At 73.6% G+C, this 12162-nt stretch carries 10 protein-coding genes and 1 pseudogene; 4 read left to right on the top strand and 7 right to left on the bottom strand.

The features are described from left to right. Positions 1-145: 145 nt before the first annotated feature. The gene (locus AB0I60_RS37370) at positions 146-1324 is read right to left on the bottom strand and encodes an MFS transporter (protein WP_360738977.1); all 1179 of its coding nucleotides are present in this window, start codon (positions 1322-1324) and stop codon (positions 146-148) included. A 158-nt stretch (positions 1325-1482) separates the two neighbouring features. On the opposite strand from AB0I60_RS37370, the gene AB0I60_RS37365 reads away from it, so the two are divergent. Beyond that, positions 1483-2157, top strand: coding sequence for a FadR/GntR family transcriptional regulator (locus tag AB0I60_RS37365; RefSeq protein WP_360738975.1), 675 nt, complete (start codon positions 1483-1485; stop codon positions 2155-2157). 246 nt (positions 2158-2403) lie between these two features. Here the strand turns inward: AB0I60_RS37365 and AB0I60_RS37360 are convergent, their stop codons facing one another. Further along, positions 2404-3312 (bottom strand): LysR family transcriptional regulator, encoded by a 909-nt coding sequence (locus AB0I60_RS37360; protein ID WP_360738972.1) that lies wholly within the window; start codon positions 3310-3312, stop codon positions 2404-2406. Between the two features lie 73 nt (positions 3313-3385). On the opposite strand from AB0I60_RS37360, the gene AB0I60_RS37355 reads away from it, so the two are divergent. Together AB0I60_RS37355 and AB0I60_RS37350 are read left to right on the top strand one after the other, a co-directional pair. Further along, on the top strand, positions 3386-4270 hold the full coding sequence (locus AB0I60_RS37355; protein ID WP_360738969.1) for an EamA family transporter: 885 nt from the start codon (positions 3386-3388) through the stop codon (positions 4268-4270). A gap of 112 nt (positions 4271-4382) precedes the next feature. Next, complete coding sequence (locus AB0I60_RS37350) at positions 4383-5297, top strand: pentapeptide repeat-containing protein (RefSeq protein WP_360738966.1); 915 nt, start codon at positions 4383-4385, stop codon at positions 5295-5297. Positions 5298-5825: 528 nt separating this feature from the next. Here the strand turns inward: AB0I60_RS37350 and AB0I60_RS37345 are convergent. Continuing rightward, a complete protein-coding gene (locus AB0I60_RS37345; RefSeq protein WP_360738963.1) occupies positions 5826-7349 on the bottom strand; it encodes a cobyric acid synthase in 1524 nt (507 codons plus the stop codon). Between the two features lie 48 nt (positions 7350-7397). On the opposite strand from AB0I60_RS37345, the gene AB0I60_RS37340 reads away from it, so the two are divergent. After that, complete coding sequence (locus AB0I60_RS37340) at positions 7398-8105, top strand: hypothetical protein (RefSeq protein ID WP_360738961.1); 708 nt, start codon at positions 7398-7400, stop codon at positions 8103-8105. Positions 8106-8178: 73 nt separating this feature from the next. Here the strand turns inward: AB0I60_RS37340 and map are convergent, their stop codons facing one another. The 4 genes and pseudogenes from map to AB0I60_RS37320 all read right to left on the bottom strand — a co-directional run. Next, positions 8179-9036, bottom strand: coding sequence for a type I methionyl aminopeptidase (map, locus tag AB0I60_RS37335; protein ID WP_360738959.1), 858 nt, complete (start codon positions 9034-9036; stop codon positions 8179-8181). A gap of 99 nt (positions 9037-9135) precedes the next feature. After that, positions 9136-10929: a penicillin-binding transpeptidase domain-containing protein gene (locus AB0I60_RS37330; RefSeq protein WP_360738980.1), complete on the bottom strand. Its 1794-nt coding sequence runs from the start codon at positions 10927-10929 to the stop codon at positions 9136-9138. 23 nt (positions 10930-10952) lie between these two features. Beyond that, positions 10953-11807, bottom strand: a complete 855-nt coding sequence (locus AB0I60_RS37325) for a GNAT family N-acetyltransferase (protein ID WP_360738956.1) — start codon at positions 11805-11807, stop codon at positions 10953-10955. 156 nt (positions 11808-11963) lie between these two features. Continuing rightward, positions 11964-12162 (bottom strand): annotated as a pseudogene (locus tag AB0I60_RS37320) (4-hydroxy-3-methylbut-2-en-1-yl diphosphate synthase); the annotation flags it as partial.

Raw genomic sequence — 12162 nt, 5'->3', positions numbered from 1 at the left:
GCAAAGGGTGGTTGTCTCCAGACCAGGCCACACGGGGAGAACACGACGAACCGCACTTCTCCCCCGGCGGCCTGCCCAGCGGCGAGCGCCGCTTTCAATCTTTTCCCCGAACCCCGAACCCCGAACCGCCCGGCACCTCACCGGATCACACCGTGCGAGGCCGCCCGGCCACCCACCCCAACCCGGTCAGCAGCACCAGCAACCCCACCAGCACCAACATCGACACCGTCCAGTCCCCGGTGGCCCCGCGCAGCACCCCGAACGCGAACGGCCCCGACGCCGAGATCAGGTACCCGATGCTCTGCGCCATCGCCGACAGCCGGGCGGTGTCCGCCGTGGACGCGGTGCGCAGCGAGATCATCACCAGGGCCAGCGGGAACATCCCCATCCCCACGCCGACCAGCACGACCCACAGCGCCGGCGCGAGGCCGGGTGCGAGGGCCAGGCCCAGCACGCCCGCCACCGACAGCGACCCGAGCCCGAGGACCAGCCCGGACTGGCTCGCCCGCCGGGCGGCCAGCGGCGGCACGATCAGGCTGACCGGCACGCCCAGCACCATCGTGATGGCCAGCAGCAGCCCGGCCGTGGTCCGGTCGACGCCGGCGTCGCCGAGGATCTGCGGCAGCCACCCCATGACCGTGTACGCCAGCAGCGACTGGAGCCCGAAGAACACCGTGATCACCCACGCCAGCCGGTTGCGCAGGAGCGACCGCGCCCGGCCCGTCCGGACCGGTGCCGACCGCACGACCTCGCCGTGCCGCGCCCCGGCCAGCCAGACCACCAGGGCCGCCGCCGACAGGAACGCCCACGCGCCCACCGCCAACCGCCACGACCCGAACGCCGACTCCAGCGCCGGCGTGAACGCGGCGCCCAGCGCCGCACCGGCCGCGAGCGCCGCCGTGTACACGCCGGTGATCACGCCGACGCGGCCCGGGAAGGAGTCCTTGACGACCACCGGGATGAGCACGTTGCAGACCGCGACGCCGGCGCACGCGATGAACGTGCCGCCCAGCACGACCGCCGGTCCGTCCACGACCCGAAGCACCAAACCTGCGGTCAGCACCACCAACGACAGTGCGACCGCTCGGGCCATCCCCAGCCGCCGTCCGAGCCAAGGGGCGAGGAAGGCCGCGAAACCGAAGCAGAGCGTGGGTACCGCCGTCAGCAGGGACGTCCACGCCGTGGACACCCCCAACGACGTCCGCACATCGCCGAGGACGGAGGCCAGACTGGTCACCGCGGGGCGCAGGTTGGCGGCGGCGAGCGCTACGCCGATCGCCAACAGGGTGCTGCCGACCAGGGCAACTTGGCGGTTCCGGACCACCGGAGCAGCAGGACTACCAGAAGGATGGACCGGAGTCGTCGCATTGGCACTGGGTTCAGTGGCAATGTGAACCACCGGTGTCCGGTCTGGCTGGGTCTGCTGGATCGTCACCGGACTACTATTACAGACATGGGATGTTCGGATGAAAGGATGACGCTGTGCCGTTGGCCACTACCCGACGGGCCGGACTCGTCGACCAGGTGATCGACCAGATGAGGGACGCGATCGCCGGCGGCGAGTGGCCGGTCGGCCAGCGCATCCCGCCGGAGCCTGAACTCGTCACCGCGCTGGGCGTGGGCCGCAACACCGTGCGCGAGGCGGTGCGCGCGCTGTCCCACGCAGGACTGCTGGAGGTCCGCCAGGGCGACGGCACGTTCGTGCGCGCCACCAGCGAGCTGTCCGGCGCGGTGCGCCGGCTGTGCGGCAGCGAACTGCGCGACGTGCTCCAGGTGCGCCGCACCCTGGAGGTCGAGGGCGCGCGCCTGGCCGCCACCCAGCGCACCGACGAGGAACTGCACCGCCTGGAAGCGCTGCTCGCCGAACGGGACGCCGCGCTCGCCGCCAAGGACTGGCAACGCCTGGTGGAGCGCGACGCCGCATTCCACGTGCTGCTCGTGCAGTGCTCGCACAACACGCTGCTCGCCGAGCTCTACCAGGGCCTCACCGAGGCCGTCCGGGCGAGCATCACGGCGACCGTCGACACCGACCACGAGGACGACCACGTCTCGCACGGCGGCCTGCTGGACGCGGTCCGCGACCGCGACCCGGCGCGCGCGGCGGCCGAGGCGGGCGGCTTCCTGGAGGAACTGCTGGAACGCCACTCCCACCGCTGAACGCCTGCGGGCGATACCAGGCGGGGACCTCCCACGGTGGCGGAAGAACCTTGGGAGGCCCCCTGGTGTGGCGGCCTGCGACACGACCCCCGACCAGCCACCCCACCCCGCCGGTCGATCAGCCGCTCGCCCCGACAATCGCCCGAACGACTCCCACCGCAACAGCCCGACACCTGATCGTTACTCTCTTCTCTTCTCCAACCGCTTCCCCCCACCGCTTCCTCCCGACCGCCCCCTCCCAACCGCTCAAGCAGTCAGCCGCTCCTCCCAACACCCGCGCAACGCAGCCAACATCGCCACCACAGCCGGCCGCCGACCGGCCTGCGTGCGCCACATCGCGTACACCCGCCGCGTGGGCGTCGGCCGGAACGCCACCGCCCGCACCCCCGCCGGCAGCGCACCCCGCCCCAGCCGGGGCAGCAGCGCCACCCCCACCCCGCGCTCCAGCAGCGCGAGCTGGGTCTCGTACTCCCCGATCCGGAACGCCAGCTCCGGCTCCATCCCGGCCGCCCGGAACGTGTTGACCAGCCAGTCGTGGCAGATCGTGCCCTCGGGCTGGCAGATCCAGCGCTCCCCGGCCAAGTCCTCCGGCACCACCGACTCCCGGTCGGCGAGCGGGTGGCCCACCGGCAGCAGCACGTCGGCGAAGTCGTCGCCCAGCCGCGCCCGCGACAGCCCGTCGGGCACGGCGAGCGGTGCGTTGTCCCAGTCGTGCGTCACCGCCAGGTCCAGCTCGCCGCGCGACACCGCCTCCATGCCCGGCGGCGGGTCCAGCTCCACCAGCCGCACGTCCAGCGCCGGGTGGTCGCGCGCCAGCGCCACCAGCACCGCCGGCAGCAGCCCGCGCGCGGCCGTGGCGAACGCCCCGACCCGCAGCTCCCCGACCGCCGCGCCGCGCTGCTCCTCCAGCGACACCTCCGCGTGCTCGACCAGTCGCAGCACCTGGTCTGCGGTCGCCGCCAGCAGGTGCGCCGCGTCGGTCAGCGCGATGCCCCGACCGCGCCGTTCCAGCAGCGTGGTGCGGGTCTCGCGTTCCAGCTTGGCGATCTGCTGGGACACCGCCGAGGGGGTGTAACCGAGCGCGGCGGCTGCCGCGCCGACCGAGCCGTGCCGGGCCACCGCGTGCAGGGCGCGCAACCTGCCGAGATCGAGCATGTAGCAATCCTAAACCCAAAGCTTCAGAATCCATCGCTGGTGCTAAACGGTGCGACGGCCAAGACTCGAGGACGTGAAACTCGGTCACGCCGCGCTGGCGGTGCTCACCACCGTCATCTGGGGCGTCAACTTCGTCGTGATCAAGGTGGGCCTCGCGGAGTTCCCGCCGCTGCTGTTCTCGTCGCTGCGCTTCCTGGCGGCGGCCGTGCCCGCGCTGTGGCTGGTCGGCCGGCCGGGGGTGGCGTGGAAGTGGGTGGTGGCGGTCGCGCTCGCCCTCGGCGTCGCCAAGTTCGGCCTCCTGTTCCTCGGCATGGGCGCGGGGATGCCGGCCGGCCTCTCCTCGCTCGTGCTCCAGAGCCAGGTGATCTTCACCGTCGTCTTCGCCACCGTGCTGCTCAAGGAGCGCCCGCGCCCCGTCCAGCTCGTCGGGATGGCCGTCGCCGCGACCGGCATCGTGCTGATCGCCCTGGACTACGGCCTCACCAGCCCGCTGTCCGCGCTGCTGCTGGTCGTGTTGGGCGCGATCGCGTGGGGCCTGTCCAACGTCGCCACCCGGTACGCCAAACCGCCGGACGCGCTGAGCTTCATCGTCTGGGTGAGCGCGGTCGCCACCCTCCCGCTGCTCGCCCTGTCGGTGATCTTCGAGGGGCCGTCGGCGATCATCACGGCGTTCGGCAACGCCACGTGGGCCGGCGTCACCTCACTGCTGTTCGTCGCCTGGGTGTCCACCCTGTTCGGCTTCGGCGTGTGGGGCTTCCTGCTGCGCGAGCACAACGCCACCACCGTGGTCCCGTTCGCCCTCCTCGTCCCGGTGGCGGGCATGTTCTCCGGCTGGCTGTTCCTCGACGAGCACATCTCCCCCGTGCGCCTGGGCGCAGCCGCCCTGGTCCTGGCCGGCATGGCCGCGACCACCATCCACCGCCCCTCCCGCCGCCTCCTCGCCGCGCCGGTCTCCTGACCCCCTCCTCCTCACCGCCCCACCAACCCGGTGCCCGGCCCGGCACCAACCGCACGGACCGGTGATTGACGGCCGACCGCGCTTCCGCTGGGCTGGACCGGTGGAGCACCGGGTGCTGTCGCCCAGGACGATCGCCGTGTGGGGCATCGGACTGCTGGCGCTGGCCGCCGGGTCGATCGTGCTGCTGCTGACCACCCTCGGCACCGGCGCACCCGAGGACGGCGTGCGGCTGGACGTCATCCGGACCGCGTCCAGCATCGTGCTGGGCGCGGGCGGCGCGGCGGCGCTGCTGCTGACCGCGCGCCGGCAGCGGTCCACCGAACTCGACCTGGCGCAGAAGGACCACGACGCCACCGAGCGCCGCGTCACCGAGCTGTACGGCAAGGCCGCCGACCAGCTCGGCAGCGATAAGGCACCGGTCCGGCTGGCCGGGCTGTACGCGCTGGAGCGGCTGGCGCAGGACAACCCGGCCCACCGCCAGACCATCGTGCACCTGGTGTGCGCCTACCTGCGGATGCCGTTCACGCCGCCGCCGGACCTCCGCGCCCGCACCGGACCGCGCGACACCGCGCGGTTCCAGGAGCAGGAGGTGCGGCAGACCGCGCTCGTGCTGCTGGCCGGGCACCTGCGCCCGGACCGGCCCGAGGTGTTCTGGGCGGACATCTCGCTGGACCTGTCGCACGCCACCCTCGTGAAGCTGACCCTGACGCACGCACGGGTGCGCCGGGCGTCGTTCGTCGGCACCACGTTCGTCGGGCCGGCCACGTTCCGGGGCACCGAATTCGCCGGGCACGCGGACTTCCGGGAGGCGCACTTCCGCGGACTGGCCGATTTCCGCCGGGTCGGTTTCGGCGAATCGGTGTTCCGGGGCGCGAGCTTCGCGGGCGAGGTCGATTTCGGCGTGCACACCCCGGCATCCCTGTCCGGAGCCCGCGCCAAGCCCGGTGACCTGCGGCGGAAGTGGCCGGACGGGTGGTCGACGCGACCGGGCGACAGCGACTGGGCGGCCGTCGTGCGCGAAACGTGACCGCACTACCCCCGATCGGACTACGTATCCCCGGTCAGCCCAGCGGTACCTTCCTCATGTGACTACTCGTGAGTGGAGGTGTGCTGTGCATTCGACCAGGTGCATGGTCCTCCACCTGCGCGCGGGGGACTCCATCTAGCGCCAGGGGTTCTTCCCCAGCGGGTTCAGCGAGTTCCGAACGGCCGCGCTCGCGGCCACCGGACCCACGCCGGCGAGCAGTCACCCGACTTGGCGGTCGGGCGGACGTCCGCCCGCCCCTCCGGTGGCACCCCGATCCGGACCCGACGGCGACCGAGCGGTGCACCCCGCGCGACTTGGCGGTCGCGCGCACCGCAACCGCCGCCCGACGCCCGCGATCCGCGTGCAACGCCCACGGCTCCGCCCCGCCGAGGACTCCGCCCCCGGCCGACGCTCCGGCAGGACTGCGCCCAGCGCAGAAGACCCCGGGACGGCACCTCCCGCAGCGCGTCCGAACGGTCGACGCCCGCACGCGAACCGCCGAGCAACACCACGCAGCACGCCGAGCGGTCAGCTCTCCGCCGGCGGACCGGCGGGTGGCACGACCGGCAGCCCTGCCGGCGGGCCGCCCTCCAGCAGCGCGAGGACCGCGTCCGTGTCCAGGTGGTCGGCCACCAGGTCGCCCAGCAGGTCGAGCTGCGCCGCCCGCTGCCCGGCGAAGTCCGTGTCGGCCGCAGGCCGGAAGCCGTCGCGCCCCGCGTGGCCGGCCGCCCACCGCAGGAACTCCCGGCGGAAGTCGTCGTTCTCCAGCAGGCCGTGCCAGTGCGTGCCGGCGACCCGCCCCACCAGCGCGCCCTCCGGCGCACCGCCGGGCAGCTCGACCAGTCCGGCACCGGTCCGGCGGACGACCTGGCCGTGGTGGATCTCGTAGCCCTGCACCGCCGCCCCGAACGCGGTGCCGCGCGGCCGGTGCAGGGTCTTCTCCGGCGCGAACCGGAAGTCGACGTCCAGCAGCCCCAAGCCGTCCACCACGCCCGCGCCGGACTCCACGTCGTCCTCGACGCGCCGGCCGAGCATCTGGAACCCGCCGCACACCCCCAGCACCGGCCCGTCGTGCCGGGCGATCGCGTCGGCGAGCCCGGTGGACCGCAGCCACCGCAGGTCCGCGACGGTCGCCTTCGAGCCCGGCAGCACGACCAGGTCCGCGTCCGCGAGCCTCGACGGCTCGGTGACGAACCGCACCGACACGCCCGGCTCGCACGCCAGCGCCTCGACGTCCGTCGCGTTGGAGATCCTCGGCAGGCGGACCACCGCCACCCGCAGCCACTGCTCCCCCACGGGCGGCGCGGGCCGGCCGATCACGCCGTCCGCCGCGTAGGACAGCGAGTCCTCCGCGTCCAGCCACAGCTCCTCGCGCCACGGCAGCACGCCGTGCACCGGCCGCCCGGTGAGCGCGCGCAACTGCCGCAGGCCGGGTTCCAGCAGCGCGGGGTCGCCCCGGAACTTGTTCACCACGAACCCCGCCACCAGCGCCTGGTCGGCCGGGTCGAGCAGGGCCACCGTGCCGAACAGGTGCGCGAACACCCCGCCCCGGTCGATGTCGCCGACCACCAGCACCGGCAGACCGGCAGCGCGCGCCAGGCCCATGTTGGCGATGTCGTTCGCGCGCAGGTTGATCTCGGCGGGCGAGCCGGCGCCCTCGCAGACGACGACCTCGAAGTCCCGTCGCAAATCGTCCAAAGTGGACAGAACGGTGGTCATCAGGTCCGCCTTGCGCTCCCGGTAGGACAGCGCGGTCACCTCGCCCACCGCCCTGCCCAGCACCACCACCTGGGACGTCCGGTCGCCGCCCGGCTTGAGCAGCACCGGGTTGAACCGCACGCTCGGCTCCAGCCCGCACGCCGCCGCCTGCACCGCCTGCGCCCGGCCGATCTCGCCGCCGTCCGCCGTCACCACCGAGTTGTTCGACATGTTCTGCGCCTTGAACGGCGCCACCCGGACACCCCGCCGCGCCAGCCAACGGCACAGACCGGCCACCAGGACGCTCTTGCCGGCGTCCGAGGTCGTCCCGGCGATCAACAACGCACCGCTCACCGCCGCAAAACTCCCTCGTTGTCGGTCTCGGCTGACATCATCCACGTCATGGTCTCCGCCCCCGCCACCACCGTCCTGGTGCACAGCCCCTACCTCGGCCCGGCGAGCCTCCGGCCGCTGGCCGACGCGCTCACCGCGCTGGGCCACCCGGTGCTGCTGCCGGACCTGCGGGTGACCGTGAACGCGGCCCCCGTGCACCAGCGGCTGATCGGCGGGTTCGCGGACGCCGTGGAGGAGTCCCCGGTCGACGGCGACCTGGTGCTGGTCGGCCACAGCGGGGCGGGCCCGCTGCTACCCGCGTTCGCCGACGCGCTGGAGATCCCGGTCACCGGCCTGGTGTTCCTCGACGCCGACCTGCCCGCACCCGGCCGGAGCTGGCGCGACGACGCGCCGGCCGACCGGATGGCGCACCTCAAGTCGATCTCACGGGACGGCCTGATGCCGCGCTGGGACCGGTGGTTCGCCCCGGAGGCGCTGTCCGCGATGGTGCCGGACGTGCGGCTGCTGGAGGAGATCGTCGGCGAGGAGGCGGAGGTGCCGCTGGCGTTCCTCAAGGAACCCCGGCCCACCGTGGCGTGGACCGGGCCGTGCGCCTACCTGCGGCTCAGCGAGTCCTACCGCACGCCGTTCGCCACCGCCCGCGACCTGGGCTGGCCGGTGCGGGAGCTGGACAGCCACCACCTGGCGGCGGCCGCCGACCCGACCACCGTGGTCGGCCCGCTCACCGAGCTGGTGACCGAACTCGGCGCGCTCTAGGGACCTCCGACCCGCTGCCCGCCGGCAGACCGCGAGGCCCTGGACGGGCGTTCGGCAGCCTCCGGGCCGGCGGTCAGCAGACGGTGAGGATCTCCGAACCGCTGTCCGTCACCACGATGGTGTGCTCGAACTGGGCGGTCCAGCTCTTGTCGCGGGTGGTGACGGTCCAGCCGTCCTCCCACACGTCGTGCTCGATGCCGCCGAGCGTGATCATCGGCTCGATGGTGAACGTCATGCCCGGCTCGATCAGCGTCGGCACGTGCGGCGCGTCGTAGTGCAGCACGACCAGCCCGCTGTGGAACGTGCGCCCGATGCCGTGCCCGGTGAAGTCGCGCACGACGCCGTAGCCGAAGCGGTTGGCGTAGGACTCGATGACCCGGCCCACCACGTTGAGCTGCCGGCCCGGCTTGACCGCCTTGATGGCCCGCAGGGTGGCTTCGTGGGTGCGCTCGACGAGCAGCCGGACGTCCTCGGCCACGTCCCCGGCGAGGAAGGTGGCGTTCGTGTCGCCGTGCACGCCGCCGATGAAGGCGGTGACGTCGATGTTGACGATGTCGCCGTCCTGGACGACGGTCGAGTCCGGGATGCCGTGGCAGATCACCTCGTTGAGCGAGGTGCAGCACGACTTGGGGAAGCCCCGGTAGCCCAGCGTCGACGGGTACGCGCCGTGGTCGCACAGGAACTCGTGGGCGACCGCGTCGATCTCGTCGGTGGTCACCCCGGGCACGACGACCTTGCCGGCCTCCTGGAGCGCTTGGGCGGCCAACCGCCCGGCCACCCGCATCGCCTCGATGATCTCGGGGGGCTGCACCCACGGGTCGGTGTTGCGGCGGGGCTCCTTGCGGTCCACGTACTCGGGCCGCTCGATCTCGGCGGGCACGGGACGACGCGGGGAGAGCTCACCTGGCTCCAGGACGGCACGCACGGACATACGCGACACAGTACGGCTCACCGCGACACGCCACGCGCGCCGTGCCCGCATTGTGGTCGGTCGGACGTCCCCGCCGGGTGTGGGCGGGCAGGCCGGAGGTCAGCCCAGCGCGCCGAGGAAGCGGGCCGAGGCGTCCACGGCCGGGGACGAGCTGTTCGTGCCCAGCAGCAGCGTGGCGAACGCGATGTCGCCCCGGTAGCCGACGAACCAGCCGTGCGAGTTCGTGCCGTCGCCGAACTGGGCGGTGCCGGTCTTGCCCCGGACGTCGCCGAAGGGCTTGAGCTGGGGCGCGGTGCCGGACTCGACCACCTCGCGCATCATCGCGCGCAGCGGTTCCAGCACGGCCGGGGACGGGGCGGTGGGCTGGTGGCCGACCTTGGTCTCCCGCCCGTGCAGCACGGTCGGCGTCGGCATCGAGCCCTTCGCCACCGTCGCCGCCACCAGCGCCATGCCGAACGGGCTGGCCAGCAGCTTGCCCTGGCCGAAGCCGTCCTCCGCGCGTTCCACCACGTCCGTCGCGGGCGGCGCGGAGCCGGTGACGGTGGTGATGGCCGGGATGTCGAAGTCGACGCCGAGGCCGAACTTGTCGGCCTGCTTCGTGAGCGCGTCGGCGGGCAGCCCGGCGGCGATCTGGGCGAAGGTCGTGTTGCAGGAGAAGGCGAACGCCGAGTGCAGCGGGATGGTGCCCTTGTCGAAGTCGTGGTCGTTGGGCACGATCCGCCGCCCGTCGATGGTCATCCGGCCGGGGCAGGGCTGCGGCGAGTCGGCGGGCACGCCGCCCTCCAGCGCCGCCGCGGCCGTGATGATCTTGAACGTGGACCCCGGCGGGAAGCGCCCGGTCAGCGCGATCGCGCCCTGCTCGTCGGCGGGCTTGTTCTGCGCGACCGCCAGCACGTCCCCGGTGGACGCGGCCAGCGCCACCAGCATCGCCGGTTCGGCCACCGGCTCCAGCGCGTCCTCCGCCGCCGTCTGCACGGCCCGGCTGACCACGGTCTTGATCGCGCGCGCGGGCTCGGGCGCGACGTCGTGCAGGTCCTCCACCTCGGCCCCGGCCGCGTTCGTGGTGTAGATCCGCAGCCCGGACCGGCCGGAGATCTCCTCCTCGACCGCCTTGCGCACGGGGGGCAGCAGCTGCGAGCCGAAGTCCCGCGCCGGGGCCAGCAACGACGTCTGCGTGGTGAACCGCACGCCGGGCAGCTCGTAGATCGCCGGCTTCACCGACTGGTAGTCGGCGTCCCGCAGCGCCGCCACCTGGTACACCTGCCCGGCGGGCACCTTCGTCGCGCCCTCGGTGATGGACGCGGCGGTGATGGCGGGTTCGATGCGGCCCAGCGCGCCGGCCAGCGCGCCCGCCACCGCCGCCAGGTCGCCCGCCTGCGCCGGGTCCAGCAGGATCGACACGACCTGCTCGGGCGCGAGCAGCGGCACGCCGTCGCGGTCGAGCACCGGGGCCAGCGCCGGCTGGACCTCCGTCGCGCCGATCGCCTGCTGCGCGGCGAGCTTCGGGTGCAGGACCGACGGCGCCCAGTGCACCTTCCAGGTGTCCTCTTCCCGGCGCAGGTCGAACTTCGTGTCGTAGGACCAGACCCGGTCGTGCCCGAGGTCCCACTCGAACCTCGCCGACGCGTCCGCCGTGGACGACTCGCCGCCGGAGCGCACCTGCTGCACGGAGGTCCGCACAGCGGTCGGCTTCAGCACGCCGCGCACCTTGTCCAGCAGCTCCTTGGCCTTGCCGGGCTCGTCGGTCAGCGCCACCGCGCCGTCCACGTCACCGCCGGCGACCTTGGCGAGGAACTCGCCCGCGACCTGCTCGGGCCCCGGCCGGGACGAGAACAGCCCGCACCCGCCGAGCCCGAGCAGCAGGACGACGGCCAAGGCGGTCTTCCGAAGCATCACGGTGCGAGTATGCCCAACCCCTAGAACAGCACGGTCGCGTACTGCCCCACCTGGGAGAAGCCGATCTTGCGGTAAGCGGCCCTGGCGACGTCGTTGTAGCTGTTCACGTAGAGCGACGCCGTCCGGCCCAGTCCGCGCACCAGGCGCTGCGCCACGGCGGCCGTGCCGGTGGTGCCCAGGCCGTGCCCGCGCCGGTCCGGCCGCACCCAGACGCCCTGGATCTGCCCGACCCGGGCCGACATCGCGCCGATCTCGGCCTTGAACACGACCTCGCCGCCCTCGAACCGGGCGAACGCCCGCCCGCCCGCGATCAGCTCGGCCACCCGCGCCCGGTAGGACGTGCCGCCGTCGTCCGCGCACGGGTCGACGCCGACCTCCTCGACGAACATGGCGATCGCCGCCGGCAGGTACCGCTCCAGCTCGTCCGGGCGCACCGGCCGGACCAGCGGGTCGGCCACGACGGACGGGGTGCCGCCCAGGGCCAGCAGCGGCTGGTCGCCGCGCACCTCGCGGGCCGGCCCCCAGTCCGGGGCCAGTTCGTCCCACAGCCCGAGGACCTGCTCGGCCGGGCCGACCAGCGACGAGCACATCCGCCCGCGCCGCCGGGCCCGGTCGGCGAAGCTGCGCAGCGCGGAGGCGTTGCCCCCGAGCGGGATCAGGTTCGGCCCGGCGAAGCACAGCGCGTCGACCCGCGCGCCGCGCAGCGCGCGCTGGTCGTAGGCCCACACCTCGCCGCCCAGCCGCCACGGGTCGAGCCCGGCCACCTCGACGCGCGCGGCCACCATGCAGGAGGCCACCGGGTCGATCGCCAGCAGCGCGTGGACCTCGGTCAGGTCCCGCTCGTCCAGCAGCCGCGCGCCGGCCAGCCTCAGCACGGCTCAAGCCTGCCAGATGGATCGCATTCCACGCGCGCCAGCCACCCGGCCGGCGCAGTGCCCGCACCCCGGTCCGCCGCCGGATGCCGGGCGCGCGCCACGAGCCGGCCCCGGGCAGGACCGGCACCGGCCCCGCCCGCGACCGACGAGGTCGGCTCAGCCGACGGTCACCACCGGTTCGCCGACCGACGCGCCGTCCACGCCCTCGCCCATCTCCTCGGCCAGGCGCATGGCCTCCTCGATCAGCGTCTCCACGATCCGGTGCTCGGGCACGGTCTTGATGACCTGGCCCTTCACGAAGATCTGCCCCTTGCCGTTGCCCGACGCGACACCCAGGTCGGCCTCCCGCGCCTCG

Source organism: Actinosynnema sp. NPDC050436, from assembly GCF_040655415.1.
Classification (GTDB): domain Bacteria; phylum Actinomycetota; class Actinomycetes; order Mycobacteriales; family Pseudonocardiaceae; genus Actinosynnema.
This window is presented reverse-complemented; position numbering and strand designations above follow the sequence as displayed.